The sequence below is a fragment of the Cryobacterium sp. MP_3.1 genome (assembly GCF_035984795.1).
GTDB classification, from domain to species: Bacteria; Actinomycetota; Actinomycetes; order Actinomycetales; family Microbacteriaceae; genus Cryobacterium; species Cryobacterium zongtaii.
Genome location: NZ_JAXCHV010000042.1, coordinates 1 through 21,523, shown reverse-complemented (window position 1 = coordinate 21,523; position 21,523 = coordinate 1). Strand labels below are relative to the sequence as shown.

14 protein-coding genes are annotated in these 21,523 nt (G+C 69.2%); 9 read left to right on the top strand and 5 right to left on the bottom strand.

All coding sequences use genetic code 11. The annotated features are described in order from the left end of the window. Positions 1-82: 82 nt before the first annotated feature. Entirely contained in the window at positions 83-1,162 is a 1,080-nt protein-coding gene (pstS, locus tag RCH12_RS17310; protein WP_327017705.1) for a phosphate ABC transporter substrate-binding protein PstS, read from the bottom strand. A gap of 100 nt (positions 1,163-1,262) precedes the next feature. Between pstS and RCH12_RS17305 the strand changes: the two genes are divergently transcribed. The 8 genes from RCH12_RS17305 to pip all read left to right on the top strand — a co-directional run bounded on the left by RCH12_RS17305 (position 1,263) and on the right by pip (position 10,954). Next, positions 1,263-1,886 carry a hypothetical protein gene (locus RCH12_RS17305; protein ID WP_327017704.1) on the top strand — a complete coding sequence of 208 codons (624 nt, stop codon included), beginning with the start codon at positions 1,263-1,265 and terminating at the stop codon, positions 1,884-1,886. A gap of 174 nt (positions 1,887-2,060) precedes the next feature. Continuing rightward, positions 2,061-2,723, top strand: coding sequence for a YcnI family copper-binding membrane protein (locus RCH12_RS17300; RefSeq protein WP_327017703.1), 663 nt, complete (start codon positions 2,061-2,063; stop codon positions 2,721-2,723). Between the two features lie 7 nt (positions 2,724-2,730). After that, entirely contained in the window at positions 2,731-3,378 is a 648-nt protein-coding gene (locus RCH12_RS17295; protein ID WP_327017702.1) for a copper resistance CopC family protein, read from the top strand. Between the two features lie 84 nt (positions 3,379-3,462). After that, a complete protein-coding gene (gene recQ, locus RCH12_RS17290; RefSeq protein ID WP_327017701.1) occupies positions 3,463-5,499 on the top strand; it encodes a DNA helicase RecQ in 2,037 nt (678 codons plus the stop codon). A gap of 213 nt (positions 5,500-5,712) precedes the next feature. Then, on the top strand, positions 5,713-7,821 hold the full coding sequence (locus tag RCH12_RS17285) for an acyl-CoA dehydrogenase family protein (RefSeq protein WP_103430285.1): 2,109 nt from the start codon (positions 5,713-5,715) through the stop codon (positions 7,819-7,821). A 158-nt stretch (positions 7,822-7,979) separates the two neighbouring features. Then, positions 7,980-8,942: an ABC transporter ATP-binding protein gene (locus RCH12_RS17280; RefSeq protein WP_327017700.1), complete on the top strand. Its 963-nt coding sequence runs from the start codon at positions 7,980-7,982 to the stop codon at positions 8,940-8,942. Beyond that, positions 8,939-9,766 (top strand): ABC transporter permease subunit, encoded by an 828-nt coding sequence (locus RCH12_RS17275; protein WP_327017699.1) that lies wholly within the window; start codon positions 8,939-8,941, stop codon positions 9,764-9,766. The genes RCH12_RS17280 and RCH12_RS17275 overlap by 4 nt, the downstream gene beginning before the upstream one ends. Before the next feature lie 231 nt (positions 9,767-9,997). Continuing rightward, complete coding sequence (gene pip / locus RCH12_RS17270; RefSeq protein ID WP_327017698.1) at positions 9,998-10,954, top strand: prolyl aminopeptidase; 957 nt, start codon at positions 9,998-10,000, stop codon at positions 10,952-10,954. A gap of 21 nt (positions 10,955-10,975) precedes the next feature. Here pip and RCH12_RS17265 read toward each other — a convergent pair whose 3' ends face one another. From RCH12_RS17265 to RCH12_RS17250, 4 genes are all read right to left on the bottom strand, one after another. Further along, positions 10,976-11,926 (bottom strand): hypothetical protein, encoded by a 951-nt coding sequence (locus RCH12_RS17265; protein WP_327017697.1) that lies wholly within the window; start codon positions 11,924-11,926, stop codon positions 10,976-10,978. Between the two features lie 24 nt (positions 11,927-11,950). Further along, positions 11,951-13,213: a DUF1972 domain-containing protein gene (locus RCH12_RS17260; protein ID WP_327017696.1), complete on the bottom strand. Its 1,263-nt coding sequence runs from the start codon at positions 13,211-13,213 to the stop codon at positions 11,951-11,953. A 1-nt stretch (position 13,214) separates the two neighbouring features. After that, complete coding sequence (locus RCH12_RS17255) at positions 13,215-14,774, bottom strand: sugar transferase (RefSeq protein ID WP_103430571.1); 1,560 nt, start codon at positions 14,772-14,774, stop codon at positions 13,215-13,217. Between the two features lie 333 nt (positions 14,775-15,107). Next, complete coding sequence (locus RCH12_RS17250) at positions 15,108-16,796, bottom strand: FAD-dependent oxidoreductase (protein ID WP_103430572.1); 1,689 nt, start codon at positions 16,794-16,796, stop codon at positions 15,108-15,110. Positions 16,797-17,084: 288 nt separating this feature from the next. On the opposite strand from RCH12_RS17250, the gene RCH12_RS17245 reads away from it, so the two are divergent. Next, positions 17,085-21,523 (top strand): DUF4082 domain-containing protein (locus RCH12_RS17245; protein ID WP_327017695.1); only part of this gene is annotated, 4,439 nt, incomplete at its 3' end.

Genomic DNA, 21,523 nt, shown 5'->3' with positions numbered 1-21,523 from the left:
CGTTCACAGGATGTCTGTGGGGCATCCGCGCGGTGCTCCACAGATATCCGCCCGGCCTGGTCAGCGCGGGCGGATGCGCGGCTCAGCGGATGCTGGCGACGGCCTCGAGCACCCGGTCGGAAAAGTCAGCGGACAGCGGCGCCGAACCGGCGCTCTCTGCGGCGGCGGCCTGACCGTCCGGGCTGGCCACGTACGCCAGGTAGGCCGCGACGAGCTCGGCCTGGTCGGCGTCGGGATAGTCTTCGCAGGCGATCAGGTAGCTCACGAGCACCAGCGGGTACACCCCGGGGGCCGTGGAGGTGCGGTCGACGTCCACCACCAGGTCGTTGGGGTTGTCCCGCGCCACCAGGGGCGACGCGTCGATGATGGCCGCAGCGGCCTCGGTGGAGTAATCGACGAACTCCTCGCCCACCTGCAACGCCGCGACCGAGAGGTCTCCGACCCTGGACGCATCCGCGTACCCGATGGTGTTGTTGCCGTTGGCGACGGCGCTCACGACGCCGGAGTTGCCTTGGGCGCCCTCACCGGGATACGGAAACGCGTCGGCAGGCTCGCTCGTCCAGATTTCCGGCACATTCTGATACAGGTAATCGGCGAAGTTCTTCGTCGTGCCCGAATCGTCCGAGCGGTGCACCGCGGAGATCTGTTCGCCGGGCAGGGTGGCGTCGGGATTCAGGGCGACGAGGGCGGGGTCGTTCCACCGCGTGATCGCGCCGGAGAATATGTTCGCGATCGCCGCCGGATCCAGGCGCAGGTTGTCCACGCCATCGACGTTGTAGACCAACACCAACGGCGACACGTAGACGGGCAGGTCGATGGCGGCGGACCCCGGCGCGCAGGCCGCGAACTCCCCGGCCAGTTCCTCGTCGCTGAGGGCGGAGTCGGAGCCGGCGAAGTCGACGCCTCCGCCGATGAACTGTTCCCGGCCCGCTCCCGAGCCCGTCGGGTCGTAGTTGATCGTCACGCTGGCGTTGGTCCGTTGGAACTGCGACACCCACACGTCCTCGGCGGAGGCCTGCGCGCTCGACCCGGCTCCGTCCAGCGTGCCGGCCAGAGTGCTCGTCTCGTCACCGGATTCGTTGGCGGCGCAACCCGACAGGAGCAGGGCGGCCACCGCGATCGACGTGCCGAGGGAAAATGCCGGGTGCCTGTTTGGTGCCATCACGGTTCCCATTCTGCCCGACCGGCGCCGGGTGTTCTCCGAGAGGCAGCTGAACGGCGCGGTCCTGATAGATTCGAGGAACCGTGACAAAGGGAGAATTATGACCACACGCTGGGCGCGCTTCGCCCGTGGGTGGATCGTCGCGGCCGTCTCCACTTTTGTTGCCGCGTTGTCGCACACCGTGGGTGGCGGAGCCGTGCCCGGCCTGCTGGCCGTGGTCGTGTCCCTGGCCTTCGCCGGGATCGTCTCCATCGCCCTGTCCGGCCGCACCCTGTCCACCTGGCGACTCACCGCGGCGGTGCTGCTGAGTCAGCTCATCTTCCACGGGCTGTTCTCCTTCGGCAGCGCGGACGGCGCCCTGGTGACCACGGATGCGGCAACCGCGCACGCGCACAGCGCCGGCAGCGTCGCCGTGCTGGTGCCGTCGTCGATGCAGGCCGGCACCATGTCCGGCGCCGACCACGGGTTGATGATGACCGGGGCCCACGTCCTCGCCGCCGTGGTGACCGTCCTGGCGCTCCGCTTCGGCGAGCGTGCCTTCTGGGGTCTGTTCAGCACCGCGACGGTGGCCTTGAAGGCTCTCGTGCGGATCCTCGTGCTCACCCCGATTCCCAACATCCCGCAGACGATCTCGGCGTCCTCGGCCGCTCTGCCGCCCCGCGACCTTCTCGTCCTGCTGAGTCCGATGCGGCATCGCGGGCCGCCGGTGCACCTGTTCGCCTGAGCGTCACGCTCGGCCACCTTCAGTCTTCGCACCTCTTATATATATGTCGACCCATCCGTCGGCCGCCCCGTCGAATTTTCGTACCGAGCCCCGCCGTGCCTGTCGGCCCCGCGCGGGCTGCGGCCACGATTCGACCTCTCGCGTGTCGACCGGCCACAAAACCAAGGACCCATCATGAAGCTCTCCACGCCCGTCTTCGCCGCCACCGCCCTTTTCGGAGCCGGCCTGCTCGCCCTGTCTGCGCCGCTGGCCGCCAGCGCCCACGTCGATGTCGAACCGTCGTCGACCGCCGCCGGCTCCTACAGCCTGCTCACCTTCTCGCTCGGCCACGGCTGCGACGGGTCGGCCACCACCGGCATCACCATCGACATCCCCGACACCATCACCAGCGTCACCCCCACCATCAACCCGGGCTGGGACATCACGCCGCTCACCGACGGCCAGGTCACATACACGGCTCTCACCCCGCTCGCCGACGGCCTGCGCACCACCTTCGTGCTCAGCTTGCAGATCCCCGAGGACGCCGCCGTCGGCGACACGCTGGCGTTCCCCGTGCTGCAGTCTTGCGAGGTCGGGGAGACCGACTGGTCAGAGGCCGTCGTCGAGGGCGAGGCCGAACCGGCCCACCCGGCCCCGTCGCTCACCGTCACCGCGGCAAGCGCAGAGACCGGCCACGGTCACGATGCCGCTGCCGCTGCCGCAGCGGATGACGCCGCCGCGACAGAGTCGACCGCCACCGACGATGTGCTGGCCCGCTTGCTCGGCATCGGCGGTCTCATCGTCGGCGCCGTCGGCCTCGTGGTCGCCGTCGCCGCCCGCCGCAAGAACGCAGCGTAGAGCGCCCATGGCACCCATCCCAAACAGCCGCCGGCACGCCCGCATGCTGAAGCGGTCGACGCTGGCCGGGGTCGTGCTGGCCGTCGCCGGTCTCGGCGCAACGGCCGCCCCGGCGTTTGCGCACAACTACCTGGTCGGCTCGACGCCGGCGGCGGGTTCGGTCGTCACCGAGCAGCCCGGGACCGTATCGATCACCACCAACGACAACCTGCTCGACCTCTCGGGCCAGGGCGAGGGCAGCGCCATCCAGGTCACCGGCCCGGCCGACGCGCCGAGATACTACGGCGACGGCTGTTCGACGATCGCCGGGCCCACCCTCGAAACCGCGGTGCAGCTCGGCCAGCCGGGGGAGTACACGGTGACCTGGCAGGTCGTGTCGACCGATGGGCATCCGATCTCGGACACCTTCACCTTCACCTGGCAGCCCGACGCGGCCCAGGTGCTCGACGAGGGTTCCGCGACCGCACCGGAGTGCGCCACCGCTGGTTCAGGCCAGACCGGCGTGGCCGACACGGATGCGGCCGGCACAGACACCGCGGAGTCCGGCTCGGCGGTCGACGTCACCGACCTGCTCTGGATCGGCGGAGCGCTCGTGGCAATCCTCGCCGCGATCGGCGTGACGCTCCTGCTGCTGCGCCGTCCGACCCCGAAATAGCCAGGTCGTGGGCGGGCGGTGGCATCCATCCACAAGCCCGCCACCCCGGCCGGTGGCGTCGGTGGGCGCGGGTAGAGTTGGCGGGTGAGTTGGAACGCCGAGATACCGTGGGATCCTGACGAGTTCGAGCCACCGGACGACTTCGATGCCCCACCGCCCCCAGACCCCTATGGTCAGGGTGGCTTCGCCACGCCCGCGTCTGCCGCCGCCCCGGCCGGCTCCGGTCCCGTCGATTTCGGCCCGCCCGCCGGCGGCGCCACGCTGCTCGCCCCGCCGCCGCCCAAGCGGGCCACCGCCAAGTTCAGCACCGCCGCCGAGGCGCTGCACACGGTCTTCGGTTACGACTCGTTCCGTGGTGAGCAGGCCCAGATCATCGACCAGCTCATCGGTGGCGGCGACGCCGTCGTCCTGATGCCCACCGGTGGCGGCAAAAGCCTCTGTTACCAGATCCCGTCGCTCGTGCGCGAGGGCACCGGCATCGTCATCTCCCCGCTGATCGCACTCATGCAAGATCAGGTGGATGCGCTCACCCTCGTCGGCGTGCGCGCCGCGTTCCTCAACTCCAGCCAGGACTCCGCCGCCCGCAACCAGGTCGAACGCGACTACCTCGCCGGCAACCTCGACCTGCTCTACGTCGCCCCCGAGCGATTGAGCAACGAGGCCACCAAACGGTTCCTCGATCGCGGCACCATCGCCCTGTTCGCCATCGACGAGGCGCACTGTGTCTCCCAGTGGGGCCACGACTTCCGTCCGGACTATCTCGCGCTGTCCGAGCTCGCCGACCGCTGGCCTGACGTGCCCCGCATCGCGCTCACCGCCACGGCCACCGACGCCACCCACACCGAGCTCACCGAGCGCCTGCAAATGGGTGAGGCCCAGCACTTCGTCGCCAGCTTCGACCGGCCCAATATCCAGTACCGCATCGTCGGCAAGAACGAGCCGCGCAAGCAACTGCTCAACTTCATCAAGACCGAGCACGCCACCGACGCCGGCATCGTCTACGCGCTCAGCCGCAAGACCGTCGAGCAGACCGCCGAGTTCCTGCGCGCCAACGGCCTGAACGCCTACCCGTACCATGCCGGCCTCGACCAGGGCCTGCGCGCCCGCACCCAGTCCAGATTCCTCCGCGAGGAGGGCGTCATCATCGTCGCGACCATCGCGTTCGGCATGGGCATCGACAAACCGGATGTGCGCTTCGTCGCGCACATCGACCTGCCCAAGTCCGTCGAGGGCTACTACCAGGAGACCGGCCGGGCCGGCCGCGACGGCCTGCCATCCACCGGCTGGCTCGCCTACGGCCTGCAGGACGTCGTGCAGCAGCGCCGCATGATCGACGAGTCGCCGGGGGACCTCTCGCACCGCCGCAAGATGAGCGCCCACCTGGACGCCATGCTCGCGCTCTGCGAGACGGTGCACTGCCGCCGGGTCAACCTGCTGCGCTACTTCGGCCAGGCCAGTGAACCCTGCGGCAACTGCGACACCTGCCTCACGCCGCCGGAGGCCTGGGACGGCACCGTTCCCGCCCAGAAACTGCTCTCCACGATCGTGCGCCTGTTGCGCGAACGCAACCAGCGCTTCGGCGCCGGCCAGCTCATCGACATCCTGCGCGGCAAGACCACTCCGCGCACCACCCAGCACAACCACGACCAGCTGGCCACCTGGGGCATCGGCGCCGACCTCACCGACCAGCAGTGGCGGGGAGTCGTGCGGCAGCTGCTCGCGCAGGGGTTCATCGCCACCTCCGGCGAATACGGCACCCTGATCCTCACCGAGGCCGCCGCAGAGGTGCTCGCCGGCAACCGCCCCGTGCAGCTGCGCAGCGAACCCGACAAGCCCGTGAAGCGCACCCCCGCTGCCCGCGCCGCCACCGCCAAGGCCGGCCTCGCCGAGCTCAGCACCGAGCAGGAGGCGCTGTTCCAGGCCCTGCGCGCCTGGCGCAGCACCACCTCGCGCCAGCAGGGCGTTCCCGCCTACGTGGTCTTCGGCGATGCCACCCTGGTGGCCGTCGCGGCGGCGAAGCCGCGCACGCTGGCGGACCTCGACGGCATCACCGGCGTGGGTGCGAAGAAGCTCGAATCTTACGGTGAGGCCCTGCTCGAGGTCGTCGCAGCGAACGCTTGACCCACCCGGATCGACGGCGGAGGCGGAGTGCATCCGCCGCCCCTTTTGTGGGCCTTGGTAGGTTGCGGCGCCCCCTTGTTGTAGAAGAGCTACAGTCTGAGTGCGCCGCGCCGCGCCCTTCTTTGTAGCCCCGTCACGCACTATTTCCGCACTCGGCGCCCCCGATCTAACGTGGTCGAACACTCGACTTCCGCGCCGACGTTAGGACCAATGATGGTTGACACTGCCCAGCGCCCCACTCCCGCCCGGCCCGACGCGGTCGGCTCAGACACCCGCACCGACACCGGGCCCGTTCGGGTCGCCGGCGACCCGCTCGCCCCGCGCATCGACCTGCCCGCCCTGTCGCGCACCCTGCTCGGCACCTGGGCCGATGTGCGGCTGAAGGCCCGCGAGCTCACCGCCCGCCCTGACCTGCAGCGCATAGAGGGGCAGTCCATGGCGGACCACCGCCTGCGGGTGCTCGGTCAGCTCAAGATCCTCGCCGACAACGGCCACGTGCACCGGGCCTTCCCGAGCTCGCTCGGCGGTTCCGATGACCACGGCGGCAACATCGCCGGCTTCGAGGAACTCGTCACCGCCGACCCGAGCCTGCAGATCAAGGCCGGCGTGCAGTGGGGGCTGTTCGGTGCCGCGGTGCTGCACCTGGGCACCACCGTGCACCACGAAACCTGGCTGCCCGACATCATGTCCCTCGCCGTGCCCGGCGTCTTCGCGATGACCGAGACCGGCCACGGGTCGGATGTCGCCGCCATCGGCACCACCGCCACCTTCGATGTGGCCACCGGCGAGTTCGTCGTGCACACCCCGTTCCGTGCGGCGTGGAAGGACTACCTCGGCAACGCCGCCATCGACGGCACCGCCGCCGTGGTCTTCGCGCAACTGATCAGCCTGGGCGTCAACCACGGTGTGCACGCCTTCTACGTGCCGCTCCGCGACGCCACCGGTGCGTTCCTGCCCGGCATCGGCGGCGAGGACGACGGCCTCAAGGGCGGCCTGAACGGTATCGACAACGGCCGGCTGCACTTCGACCAGGTGCGCATCCCGCGCACCAACCTGCTCAACCGGTACGGCGATGTCGCCGTCGACGGCAGCTACTCCAGCCCGATCGGCAGCCCCGGCCGGCGCTTCTTCACCATGCTCGGCACCCTCGTGCAGGGCCGGGTCTCCCTCGACGGCGCCGCCACCCAGGCCTCCGCCCTGGCGCTCACCATCGCCATCCGCTACGGCAGCGAACGCCGCCAGTTCACCGCGGGCAGCGACACCGATGAAGAGGTCATCCTCGACTACCAGCGCCACCAGCGCCGCCTCATCCCGCGCCTGGCCACCGCCTACGCGCAGACCTTCGCGCACGACGAGTTCCTGGTCAAGTTCGACCAGGTCTTCAGCGGCGCCGCGGCCACGGATATCGACCGGCAGGACCTGGAAACCCTCGCAGCGGCCCTCAAGCCGCTGTCCACCTGGAACGCCCTGGACACTCTGCAGGAGGCCAGGGAGGCCTGCGGCGGCGCCGGTTTCCTCGCCGAGAACCGCTTCGTCGGGCTGCGCGCCGACCTCGATGTCTACGCCACCTTCGAGGGTGACAACAACGTGTTGCTGCAGCTGGTGGCCAAGCGTCTGCTCACCGACTACAACCGCAAGTTCGCCGGCGCGGATGCCGGAGCGATGGCCAGGTACGTCGTACAACAGACCGCGGGGCGCGCCTACCACGGCACCGGCCTGCGCACACTCGGCCAGTCTGTCGCCGACTTCGGCTCCACGGCGCGCAGCGTCGGAGCTCTGCGGGAAACCGGAACCCAACGAGCCCTGCTCACCGACAGGGTCGAGACCATGATCGCCGCCATCGCCCAGTCGTTGCGGAACGCCAGCAAGCTGCCCAAGAAGGAGGCGGCCGCTCTCTTCAATTCCCACCAGAACGAGCTGATCGAGGCGGCACGCGCCCACGCGGAGCTGCTCCAGTGGGAGGCGTTCACCCGCGCTGTCGAGACGACCACCCACGCGGGCACCCGGCAGGTGCTCACCTGGCTGCGCGACCTGTTCGGCCTGCGCCTGATCGAGGAGCATGCGGCCTGGTACCTCATCAACGGACGACTCTCCGGCAAACGGGCGTTGGCGGTCACGGCGTACATCGACCGCATCATCTCCCGGCTGCGGCCGCACGCTCTCGACCTCGTCGACGCGTTCGGTTACGCCCCCGAGCACCTGCGGGCACCGATCGCCACCGGGGCCGAACGCGAACGCCAGGTCGAGGCCCGCGCCTACTACCGCGCACAGCGGGCCGCCGGCACCGCCCCCGTCCCCGAAAAACCGGTCCGCCGCCCCTGACCCGCCGGTCCTGCCCGGTCCGGTCCGGCCAGAGGATGAGGGACGGCGCCCGGTAACCATCCGCTCGACGGATGCGGGCGCCCGGTCCGGCGTCATACTCTCGTCTGTGGGGTCGACGCGGCATGCGTTCCGTCCCCGCCGACGGGAAGAGGAACCGGATGATTCAGGCACAGTCCCTGACCAAACGCTACGGAAGCAAGACCGCGGTCGACGCCGTCGACTTCACGGTGCAGCCCGGCCGGGTGACGGGGTTCCTGGGCCCGAACGGGGCCGGCAAGTCCACCACCATGCGCATGATCGTGGGCCTGGACCGGCCCAGCCACGGCTCGGTCACCGTCAACGGCAAGCAGTACCGCGAGCACAAGGCGCCCCTGCGTGAAGTGGGGGTGCTGCTTGACGCCAAGGCCATCCACACCGGCCGCAGCGCCTATAACCACCTGCTCGCCATGGCCGCGACCCACTCCATCCCGGCCAGCCGGGTGAAGCAGGTCATCGAACTCACCGGACTCGACTCCGTCGCCCGCAAGCGCGTCGGCGGTTTCTCGCTCGGCATGGGCCAGCGGCTCGGCATCGCCGCGGCGCTGCTCGGCGACCCGGCCACGCTGATCCTCGACGAACCCGTCAACGGGCTCGACCCCGAGGGCGTGCAGTGGGTGCGCCATCTGGTGCGCCACCTCGCCGCCGAGGGCCGCACGGTCCTGCTCTCCTCCCACCTGATGAGCGAGATGGCCGTCACCGCGGACCACCTCATCGTGCTCGGCCGCGGCAAGGTCATCGCGGACGCCCCGGTGGCCGAACTGATCGGCGCCGCCACGCGCAAGGTCGTGCGGGTGCGCACCCCGTACGCGCCGGAGCTCGCCGCCCTGTTCCAGAGCGCCGACATCACCGTCACCCGCACCGAGGCCGACCTGCTCGAGATCGTCGGCATCACCGCCGCCGACATCGGCAACCAGGCCGCCCGTGCCGGCATCGCCCTGCACGAGCTGACGCCGATCAGCGCGTCGCTCGAGGAGGCCTACATGTCCCTCACCCAGAACGACGTGGAGTACCGCACCGGCGGCACCTCCGATGACCCCGCCGCCGAGCACTCGGCTGCCGACCTTGCGGAGAGTGTCCGATGACCACGATCGCCCCGGCCCCCGTCCGTGCCTTCGTCCCTTCCGGACCCGGCCTCAGTTTCGGCGGTGAACTGCGCTCGGAGTGGATCAAGCTCCGCACGGTGCGCTCCACCATCTGGTCCTACGCCACCGTCATCGTGATCTCGCTCGGCATGGCTGCACTCATGTCGGCATCCGCCAGCTTCGACGGCAGCCAGATTCCCGCGGAGCAGCAGACGGCCATCGTCGCTCAGGCCGCCACCTTCGGGGTCTTCTTCGGCCAGCTCGTCGTCGCCGTGCTCGGTGTGCTCGCCATCAGCGGCGAATACAGCACGGGCATGATCCGCTCGAGCCTCACGGCCAGCCCCAAGCGCCTGTCGGTGCTGACGGCCAAGGCCGTGGTGCTCTTCGTCAGCACCTTCGTCGTCGGTCTGGTCAGCACCGTCGGTTCCGCCCTGGTGGCGGCGCCGATCCTGGCCGGCCAGGGCATCAGCGCCGAGGTCACCGATTCCGACCTGCTCCTGCCGCTGCTCGGCGGCGCGCTGTACCTGGCCTTGGTGTCGGTCTTCGCCCTAGGAGTGGGCGCGATCCTGCGCACTGGCGCCGGCGGAATCGCGGCGGCGCTGGGCATCCTGCTGCTGCTGCCGATCGCCATGGTGATGATCCCGGCGGACTGGGTGGCGGATGTGACGCCGTACCTGCTCTCCAACGCGGGCCTGGGAATCTTCGGCCTGAACGCGTTCGGTCCGTCGGACTTCGAGGTCTGGCAGAACGTCGCGATCGTGCTCGGGTGGGTGGCCGTGTCGCTGGCCGGCGCCGCCCTGCTGCTCAAACGCCGGGACGCCTGACCCCTCCCGCCTGGCGGCCCGCGCAACCCGCGGTGGCCCGTGCCCGTTGCGGCGGCCCGTGATAAACCACGGGCCGCGGCGCATCCGGCGGGCCGTCGCGCATACGGCGGGCCGCGGCGCGCACCACGGGCCGCGAGACGTCCGCGGGGGCGGCGCGGTGGCCCCGGGCGATGGCGCGCCGGGCGGATGCGCCACCGGCCGCGACGGCGACCCGGGCCGTAGGCTCGACATATGAGAGAGTTCTACCCCGAGATCGAACCGTACGACACCGGCATGCTGGAGGTCGGCGACGGCCACACCCTGTATTACGAGGTGTCCGGAAACCCGAACGGCACGCCGGCCGTCTACCTGCACGGCGGGCCGGGCGGCGCGTCCAGCGCGACCCAGCGGCGGGTGTTCGACCCGGAGAAGTACCGCATCGTGCTGTTCGACCAGCGCGGCTGCGGCCGCAGCACCCCGCATGCCAGTGCGCCGGATGCCGACCTGACGGCCAACACCACCTGGCACCTGGTCGCCGACATCGAGCGTCTCCGCGAGCACCTCGGCATCGACCGGTGGTTGGTCTGCGGCGGCTCCTGGGGCAGTTCCCTGGGGCTCGCCTACGCTGAAACACACCCAGAGAAGGTCACCGAACTCGTCCTGCGCGGCATCTTCACCCTGCGCCCGATCGAGCTGGACTGGTTCTACGAGGGGGGAGCCGCGGCCATCTACCCCGATCTGTGGGAGGGTTTCATCGCGCCGGTACCCGTCGACGAACGGGGACGGCTCATCGAGGCGTACAGCCGCCTGCTGCACGACCCGGACCAGTCAACCCGTGAACGCGCCGGTGTGGCCTGGTCCACCTGGGAGTCCTCCACCATCACCCTGCTGCAACAGCCGGAGACCATCGAGCGGTTCACCGAGCCGGCCTTCGCCGTGGCGTTCGCCCGCATCGAGAACCACTACTTCATGAACAAGGGCTGGTTCGAACCCGAGCAGCTGCTCCGTGACGCCGCCAAGCTCAAGGACATTCCCGGAGTCATCGTGCAGGGCCGTTACGACATGTGCACGCCGGCGTTCACCGCGTGGGCGCTGCATCAGGCCTGGCCGGAGGCCGACTTCCAGATGATCCCGGATGCCGGCCATTCCTTCGAGGAGCCCGGCATCCGCGCCGCGCTGCTCGACGCCACCGACCGCTTCGCGAACTAGCCCGCGGGGTCAGGATCGGTATCACCCGGCGGCCGTCTGTTCTGCGTTCACACGGCGCCCGCCGGTACCGCGCCTGTCAGCACCGATAGTCCGCAGCGCCGACCCGGCACCGGCGGCAGTGCCACGCACGGCGGCGACCAGTAGCGCTCCCGGCCGACCCGTCCGGGAGCGTTGGCTCCCGTTGCGCAGCACGCTGACGGCGTACCCCGGGCTGGCTAGGAGCCACTGCACGATGTGACGCCGGCCGAGGTGACGTGCGGCAAATGTCAGCCGGCTGCGGCAGGCGGAGTAGACGTCCAGCGGCGACACCTCTCCGGCGACCGGGAACGAACGGGTGCTCCGCACCGCGGTGACGTCGCTGTGCACCGCGAGGCAGCCGCCGGCGGCCACGCAACGCCAGGACAGATCGACGTCCTCCCACGAGCGGAAATGGCCCTCGTCGCATCCGTCCAGCCAATCCCAGAGGGAGGCGTGGATCATCAGGCACGCCCCGCTGAGCCAGCCTCCCGGCGCGGAACTATCCGCATCGTCGGCCATCAGCGCGCGGCCACGACGGATGTCCACAGTGCCGCCGCCGAACCACAAGGAGCCATCCGTGCCGACGATTCGAGGGCTCAGGATGCGCTGGGGTTCTGCTGCGCAGCCCTGGGCCAGCGTGAGCATCCCCGGTTCGTCGATGCGCACGTCGGGGCTCAGTATCAATAGGCGATCACAGCCGTGCGATCGAAGCAGCCGCACCCCGGCGTTGACCGCCGCTCCGAAGCCGAGGTCGATCCCCGGCGCGATCAGCGTCCAGCCTTCGCGAGCGCACAACACCGTCGTCGCTTCGCGGTTGGCGAGCCCGGTGAAGTTATCGACCACGACGACCCGTCCGGTGCGCGCGCGTCGCCCGATTCCCACCAGATTGAGCTCGAGACGATCGGGTTCGCCGTGGTTGACGACAACGATCCCCAGCTCAGCCGGCAGTGGCACCCGAACTCCGGTCCGCCAACCTGGTCACAGGGCGCCTCGCGCCGCAGTGGACGGCGGCCGCGCGCCGGTGCGTCCTCTCCGTGGGGTGCGACCGGTGCGGCCCGGGCTCTTGCCCTGGGTGCTGTATCCGGAGACGAGGCGACGGGCGAGATCTTCGTAGTTGTCGGTGACGTGGCCCCAGTTGTACAGGGCGGCGGCGCGACGCTGCAGAGCCTCGCTGACCTCCTGGGTGTGGTGGGGATTCAGCTCGGCGTCCTCGATCAGGGCCGCGAGAGTCCCGGCGTCCCGGAAGTACGCTCCATAGACGCCGAGCACGTCGCGGTTGAACCTGACATCCCAGGCGATTGCGGCGGTCCTGGCTCCCATCGCGCGCAGGAGCGACGGGTTCGTTCCGCCGACGGAATGGCCGTGCAGGTAGCTGACCGAGTGGGCGTACAGCTGGTCGAGCTGGTCCTGGTCCCACAGCCTGCCGAGCAATCGCACCCGCGGGTCGTGGGCCAGAGCGGCTATTTTGCGCGCGTATGCGCCCGGATGCGGGGCGGTACCCACGACGACCAAGGGGAGAGCGGCACTGCTGCGCCGGTAGCCGTCGATGATCACGTCCACGTGGTTCTCGGGTTCGAAGCGGGCCACAACGAGGTGATAACCATGGGGCCGCAGGCCCAGTTCGGCCAGCCGCGTCGCCGGGGGATTCTGTAGGAGATGTGTCCCGTAGCCGATGAGCTCCGTGGGGATGGCGAACTCCGCCTGGTAATAGTCGACGATGCCCGGCGCGTCGGCGATGAGGGCGTCTGCCCATCGCACCGCCTGTTGCTCGGCCCAGCGGTAGTAGCGGCGGGCAGTCCCGCCCCACTTGTCCCGCTTCCACTCGAGGCCGTCGACGTGCACGGTGGTCGGGATGCCGCGTTTGCGCAGGAACGGCACGAACGGTGCGTTCGCCGAGTTGAAGACGAACGCGAGGTCCGGGCGCGACCCGGTGGCGGCGTGCGCCACCGAGAAAGCGGTGTGGCTGAGCGGTCCGAATGCGCCCAGACGCAGTGCCGGCAGATGCACGAGACGCATTCCCAGGTAGACGGTGGCCGGCGGGAGGTGGCCAGGCGCCGAGTTGCGGGAGCGGCAGTAGACCGTCACGGCGTGCCCACGATCGACCAGTCGGCGGCCGACCTCCTCCACCGCCGTTTCGAATCCGCCGAACGCGGCCGGGACGCCTCGGGTGCCGATCATCGCGATCCGGAGCGCCCCCACGTTGGAGGGGGTGACCGGTTCGGTGTGGCCGGGGGCCGCCATGTCAGTAGGCCCCCTGGGGGCGGATGACGATCTTCACGGTTCGCCAGATGATCATCAGGTCGCCGGCCAGCGACCAGTTCTCGACGTAGTAGAGGTCGAGGCGAACGCTCTCCTCCCAACTGAGGTTGGAGCGCCCGTTGACCTGCCACATGCCGGTGAGACCGGGCTTGATGTACAAACGCCGGTGCATGTGCGACTCGTAGTTCTCGACCTCGGCGGGCAACGGAGGGCGCGGCCCGACGAGGCTCATCTGGCCGACCACGATGTTCCATAGCTGCGGCAATTCGTCGAGGGAGTACTTGCGCAGGACTCGGCCCACCCGGGTGATCCGCGGGTCGCTGCGGATCTTGAAAAGCACCCCGGCGCCTTCGTTCTTGTCGAGCAACCCGGCCAGATCGTCTTCGGCCGTTCGCACCATCGAGCGAATTTTGATCATGTGGAAGGTGCGGCCGTTGCGCCCGACTCGCTCCTGCCGGAACAAGACGGGTCCCGGGCTGTCCAGCTTGACCAGGATGCCGATCACGAGGAGCAGTGGGCTGATCACCAGAAGCGCGGTGGCGCCGAGGGTGATGTCCAGAGCGCGCTTGAGCACGTGCTTGGCGCCGTCGTACTGGGGGATCTCGACGTGGATGAGGGGAAGGCCCTCGACCGGACGGAAGTGGATGCGGGGACCGGCGACGTCCGTCAAGCGGCTCGACAGCACGAGCTCGGCCGAGGTCTTCTCGAGGTCCCAGCCCAGGTTGCGGATGAAGGTGTTTCCCAGGCTCGGATGCCCGGCCACGATCACGGCATCGACCCCCAACGACTGCGCCGCGGCGGCGACGTGGGCGAAATCGGACACCACGGGAACCCGGTGCCCGGCCGAGGTGACGCTGGTCGTGTTCTCATCCTCCAGCGCCGCCCCCACCACGTGATAGGCGGCACCCGACTTGTCGTTGATCTGCCGCACGACGTATTCGATGTCGTCCCGGCCGCCGACGACGATGGCCCGGGCGAGGTAGTGACCGAACTTGCGCTGGTGGATGAGCCACTTGCGCCAGAGCCACCGCTCCAGGACCAGGGCCGCGACCCCGAGTGGCAGGGCGAAGACGAAGTACGCACGGGCGGTGTTGACCTGCAACAGCAGGAAGGCGATGGCGAGAAGGCCGAAGGCCAGCGCACTGGCGTTGATGACGAGCTTGTACTCGGTGGCTCCCACCGCGACGACCCGTGGTGCCCTGGTGCGGAACGTGGACAGGGTCACGACCCAGGTGCCGATCACCAGTCCGATGACCGCCCAGGCCGACAGCGGGATCGGGGTCGTGTCCGCGATCGGGGTGCCTAACGCGAACCGCGCCAGGAAGGCGACGGTGACGGCGGCGACGATCACCGCGGCGTCCGTGAGCTGGAGCTTGGTGCGGTACTGGCGTGCCCACGCCGCACCGGACAAGCCGCTGACGGCGGCGGCCGTGGCCTGAACGTCAGGGACCGGGACCGTCGCGGGCCTGACCAGGCGTAACGGAGCGCGGTATCCGCCGGGAATCGCTTCGGTCAACGGAGAACCCGGCTTGGGCGCGCTCATGTGTGACCGAAGCTTCCGGCCGGTGACCAGGCGTGCCCGGGGCCGGCTCGCCGGGCCGGGTTCGGGGGTTGAGGTTTTCGGGGTCGACTGATCGGTCGACACGTCAAGGACGTATTCACGGTGATTCCCCTGCAGTTCGGGTTTACAGGTTCGTACGGGAAGTGAAACGGGTACTGGGTGACGGAAATGTCGGATGGCGCAGGTGTGACGTTGTGACGGGTGTCGCAGATGGTCTTGTGAGTGATCTGATATATCCTCAGCAACTCACGAGCTGACCATACCCTGCAATCAGATTTCGGCGCTGTGACCTGAAAGGGGGTCAGGTTGCAACGGCTACGCGGCTTCGACCGGCCGAGGCGGGACATCGGCAGCCGGCGCAGCCAACTCCTCGGAGAGGTGCCGCGCCAGTCTCACCGCCAGGCACACGGCAAGGAACGTCGGGTTGGCTTCGCCGGCGGTCCTGAAGACGCTGCTGGAGGCGATGAAAAGATCGTCCATGCCGTGCACCTTGCAGTCGCTGTCGACCACACCGTCGCCTGGATCGGCGCTCATGCGGGTCGTGCCGATGTGATGGAAACCATCCGTCGCCTGAGCGAGCACCGAGGACACCCTCTGGTCCTCGGCGTCGAGGTAGACCACCCGACCGCGCCCGGACGCCCGCAGCTGCTCGTCCAGGTACTGGTGCGCCGCGAGCACCGAGTCGAGGTCCTGCACCGCGTACCGGAAATCGATGTCCAGGCCCGGCTGGCCGTCTGCGCCCGTCGTCCCGTTGAGCCGGATCCTGGAATCCGGATTGGGCGTCTGCTCGGCGTGGAAGTGCAGCGCGTAGCTGCCCCCGGCGTTCCGCAGCAGGAAGCCGGGTTTTCGAACCGGCGAGAGGTAGCGCTTCCGGAGGATCGTGGTCACGTCGGCCGCGGCGCGAAACGGCCGCTTCGCGATGTTCAGCAGATGAGGTGCGTACCGGCGCGGGCGCGGGCCGATGTGGCGCAGGCGGATGCCTTCAGCCAGGATCCGCCGGCCCACCGGGGCCAGGGAGAGGGCGAGGAAGACCAGCGACAGCGTCGCGTTGCGGTGCCCGTCCTCGTAGAACGGCGGGTTGTCGGCGTAGAAGCTGGTGTTCAACAGGTGTCTCTCGCGCTGGGTGCGCTCGGAGAACGTGAAGCGCCTGCGGACGTAGGCGTTGTGGTCGTCAAGGCTGAAATCGAGGTCGCGGATGTCCGCCGCGTCGGTGAGCTGGATGTTCGCGATGCTTCCCGTGAGATGACCCATGTAGTAGCGGCCCAGCGGTCCGTCGGAGCCACCGAAGTGGGAGGGCAGCCGGCGCTGCACGGTCAAGAGCAGTCGGGTGGTTTCCAGTCCTCCGCAGGCCAGGACGTACGTCGCGGCGCGTATCGCGAACGTCTGGCTCTGGTGGAGCACCTGGAGGTGGGTGACGCCGGCGCCGTCTGGGTTGATGATGATGTCGGTGACGGTCGCCTCGCACAGCACCGAGATGCCGGGATGCGCGGCAACCCTGGAGCCCAGACGGGCAGCCAGTTTGGGCTGTCGTGCCCAGCGTTCCAATTGCGACAGGCTGACCTCGCCCAGGCCGGCCCAGTCCGCGGCGGCGCTCCGGAAGGTCGGTGCCCCGCAATCCAGGTAGGCCGCGGCGGCCGCTTCCGCGGGCAGCACATCGGCTTGGCTCAGGGGCCAGCCGCTTCCGTCGACGTAGTCGCGGGTTTCGAAGTCGATCGCCTCGAAGCGCACACACCGGCCGCCCCACAACCAGGACGATCCGCCGAGCCCGCGTCGGGTTGCCTGTTCGATGGGGGCGTGCGTGGCGGGATCGAGCACATGCACCGGAGGACGTGCCGCCCGGGCCGCGGCATCTTCCTTGGCGGCTTGGGTCCCGGCGTCCAGGACGAGGACCCGGAGCCCGGCGTTCGCTGCCTCGAGAGCGAGGGAGAGACCGACGGGTCCCGCTCCGACGACGCAGCAGTCGTAAATTTCGGTGGGGGTGGGCGGTTCTGTGGTTATCGACATCGATACCAGCCTTCGGGACGGTTGGGGCGAGGCCCTCAGACAGGGGTCGGCCGTAGCGACAGAGCCCGAGTGCGGGCGCAGGCGAGTGAGCGATGCTCTCAGGCGGGTGAGATCGTTGCACCGATCCCGACGGCGCGCATCCCCGGCGAGCGGATTCGAACACCCCCCTTCGGGGGCGAGCGGGCCTATGGCCCCCGTGGCACTCTGTGCGGTGTGAGCGATACTCAGCTGTCACGCTGACTGCCGCCCGATCTCCCGTTCTTTCGCACAGGCAATCAGAGGAGCACCGTGTCTGAACGTTTGCCCGCCGTCGACGGCCGAGCCGGATCCTCCACGTTCTTCCCGAGGTTCGGTTCCCTCGCCGCCAAGGCTCTGGCAACGGCCGTTGTTGTCGTGAGCGGACTGTTGATCCCGCTCGGGGCGCTGCCGGCGAATGCGGCCGGATGCGGGACGGCGCCCAACCCCATCGTGTGCGAGAACGCCCTTCCGGGGACCGCCGCGTCGGTGTGGGACATCAGCGGCGCCGGCGATCCGTCCATCCAGGGGTTCTCCACCGACATCAGCACCAACGTCGGCGGCACCGTCGGGTTCAAGATCGACACCAGCGCCCGGGCGTACACGATTGCGATCTACCGCACCGGTTGGTATCAGGGCAACGGCGCCCGGAAGATCGCCGACGTCACACCGACCGCGGCGCTCCCACAGAACCAACCCCAGTGCATCACCGAGGCCGCGACCGAGTTCTACGACTGCGGCAACTGGGCCCTGTCGGCATCCTGGCCGGTGCCCGCCGACGCGGTCTCCGGTGTATACATCGCGCTGCTCACCCGCACCGACACCGGTGGCCAAAGCCACATCACCTTCGTCGTGAGGGACCAAGCCAGCACGTCGGAGGTCTTGTTCCAGACCTCCGACCCCACCTGGCAGGCCTACAACACCTACGGCGGCTCCGACTTCTATCAGGGCGCCGATAACGGCCGTGCCTACAAAGTGAGCTACAACCGGCCCGTCGCGACCCGCGGGGGGATCGACGGACGCGACTTCTATTTCAGCAACGAGTATCCGGCAGTCAGGTTCCTGGAGAAGAACGGTTACGACGTCTCCTACTTCAGCGGCGTCGACACCGATCGTTTCGGGGCCAGCCTGAAGAACCACGAAGTCTTCCTCTCCGTCGGCCACGACGAGTACTGGTCAGGAGCCCAGCGCAAGAACGTGGAGGCCGCCCGCGACGCCGGGGTGAACCTGCAGTTCCTGTCCGGCAACGAGGTGTACTGGCGCACCCGGTACGAGCCGTCCGCCGACAGCAGCGCAACGGCGTACCGCACCCTGGTGTCCTACAAGGAGACCTGGAGCCAGCGGAAGATCGACCCCTCCGCCGAGTGGACCGGTACCTGGCGTGACCCCCGGTTCGCGTCCTCGGCCAACGGTGGGGGGCTCCCCGAAAACGGGCTGACCGGCACGCAATACCAGTCCAACTACTCTGACCTGCCTGTCACGGTCTCGGCCGCTGAGGGCAAGACACGACTGTGGCGGAACACCGGTTTGTCCAGCCTCGCGGCGGGAACCTCCGCGGCCTTGGCCCCGCACACCGTCGGCTACGAATCAAACGAGGACATTGACAACGGCTTCCGACCGGCCGGTCTGATCAGGCTGTCGACGACCACGGGATCGGTGCCGGAATACCTCACCGACTTCGGCAACACCGTCAGGCAAGGCACCACGACGCACCATGTCACCCTCTACAAGGCACCGAGCGGGGCCCTCGTGTTCTCCGCCGGCAGCGTGCAGTGGACGTGGGGGCTCGACCGGGAGCACGACGGCCCCGGCGCACCGGCAGACGTACGGATGCAACAGGCACAGGTGAACCTGCTGGCCGATATGGGTGCCACCCCCGCCACGTTGGCGGCCGGCCTGGTAGCCACGACGGCGAGCACCGATACCACCGCACCCTCCGTCACCGTCACCTCTCCCGCGGCAGGAACCTCCGTACCCAACGGTGCCAGCACCACGATCAGTGGAACGGCCACCGACTCCGGCGGGGTCGTCGCCGGCGTCGAGGTCTCCACTGACGGCGGAACCAGCTGGAGTGCGGCGACAGGCACCTCGAACTGGTCGTACACCTACGTTCAACACGGCGTCGCCACCCAGAGCATCCGAATCCGGGCGATCGACGACAGCGCGAACTATCCGACCACGCCCACCACACTCGCCGTGACCGTCACCGGGCCGCACTCTGTCTTCGGAGCCCAGGCTCCGGCCACGCCCGACTCGCAGGACCCCAGTGCGGTCGAACTGGGCCTTCGGGTGACACCGACGGAGAACGGAACAATCGACGGCATCCGCTTCTACAAGAGCACAGCCAACACCGGAACCCACACGGGATCTCTGTGGAGTTCCACCGGCACCCGCCTGGCCACCGCGACCTTCACGAACGAAACCGCGTCCGGATGGCAGACCGCCACCTTCGCCACCCCGGTCACCGTCACCGCCGGAACGACCTACGTTGCCTCATACTGGGCGCCGAGGGGCCGGTATTCAGCAGACGACGACCCCTGGGCCTACCGGGGAGTCACCCGAGCGCCCCTTGCCGTCGCGGGCGGCTTCGGCGCCCAACCGGCCAGTGTTTACAACACCAACGGCGACTTCCCGACCGACATCTACGGTCAGAGCAACTACTACGTCGACGCCGTATTCACCCGGTCGGGCAACACAGCCCCCTCGGCGACGGCCCAGTCCCCTGGACCGGGTTCCTCCAGCGTCGCCCTCAACACGGCCATCAGCGCCACGATTTCCACCGACGTCGTCGCCTCCTCCGTCGCCTTCACGGTGAGCAACGCGCAGGGCACGGCCGTCGCAGGCAGCACGAGTTACACGGCCGCCACCCGCGTCGCCACCTTCACGCCGGCCAGTGCGCTCGCCGAGGCCACCACGTATACCGTGACCTTGGCGGCCAGGGACGCCGCGGGGGCCGCGCTCAGCTCGGGCGGAACGTGGTCCTTCACCACTGTGCAAGCTGCCCCAGGCAGCGGATGCCCGTGCAGCCTGTACGACGACAGCACCACGCCCAGCGTGGTGAGCGTTGCTGACAACCAGGCGGTGACCCTGGGCGTGCGCTTCTCCGCCCAGACCGCCGGACAGATCACCGGGATCAAGTTCTACAAGGGGCCCGCCAACACGGGCAGCCACACCGGCACTCTGTGGGCCTCCGACGGAACCGTCCTCGCCTCGGGAACCTTCACCGCCGAGAGCACCTCCGGTTGGCAGACCCTGGTCTTCGCCTCGCCGGTCAGCATCCAGGCGGCCACGGAGTATGTCGCCGGCTACCGCACCACCGTCGGCCAATACTCCGCGACACCGGGCCAATACTCCGCCGCGTACACGCGGGGTCCGCTCAGCGCGGGCGTCAACGCGGGCACCTTCAGCTACGCGGCCGGATTCCCCACCAACCAGACCTCCACCGACTACCTCGTCGACGTGGTGTTCACCGGGGGAGGCGCGGCGGCCGTCGCGGTGTCCTCGACGACTCCCGCCGCCGGCGCAACCGGTGTGGCGGCGACCGCGACGGTGTCCGCGACCCTGACGGCCGCGCCCGCGTCCGGCACACCCTCCCTCGCCGTGTCCGACGAGACCGGCGCCGTTGCCGGTGCGTCAACCTACAACGCCACCACTCGGGTCGTCACGTTCACCCCGGTGGCGGCGCTCCCGGCGGGCACGGCGCACACCGCGGTCGTCTCCCTCGCCGGCACCGCCCTCCCCAATGGGTCCTGGTCGTTCACCACGGCCGCAGCACCCGGCACCGGCACCTCGTACAGCCTGCTCGGCAACCTCACCCCGGCGGAGGCCGCGTCACCCGACGACACCTCGCCGGTCGAACTGGGCATGTCCTTCAGCTCGGCCGAATCGGGCTCCGTCACGGCGATCCGGTTCTACAAGGGTTCGACGAACACGGGCACCCACACGGGATCGCTCTGGTCGTCCACCGGCCAACGGCTGGCGACGGTGACCTTCACGAACGAGACAGCGTCAGGCTGGCAGACCGCGCAGCTGGCGACACCCGTGGCGCTGACCGCCGGTCAAACCTACGTGGTGTCCTACTTCGCACCCAACGGCCGCTACGCCTCCACGATCGACTTCTTCTCCACCGCGCGCACCGTCGGTCCCCTCACTGCCGGCACGGCAAACAACGGCCGATACCTCTATGCCTCGGCCGGAGGCTTCCCGGAGAACACCTGGCAAGCCGCGAACTACTTCGTCGACGTGGTCTTCTCCACTTCCACGACCACTCCTCCGGCGGCGGTGACGGTGTCGTCGACCACCCCGGCGTCGGGTGCGACGAATGTTGCGGTGTCCGGTGCGGTGTCGGCGACCCTGTCGGCGGCTCCGGCGTCGGGTACTCCGACGTTGGCCCTGTCCAGTGCCGCGGGTCCGGTGGCGGGCACCTCTGCCTATAACGCGACGACCCGGGTGGTGACGTTCACCCCGGCCGCGGCGCTGGCGGCATCGACGCCGTACTCCGCGGCGGTGACGCTGGCGGGGGCTGCGGTGTCCGGCGGGGCGTGGTCGTTCACCACGGCGGCCGCTCCGGCGGCGGTGACGGTGTCGTCGACCACGCCGGCGGCGGGTGCGACGAACGTTGCGGTGTCCGGTGCGGTGTCGGCGACCCTGTCGGCGGCTCCGGCGTCGGGTACTCCGACGTTGGCCCTGTCCAGTGCCGCGGGTCCGGTGGC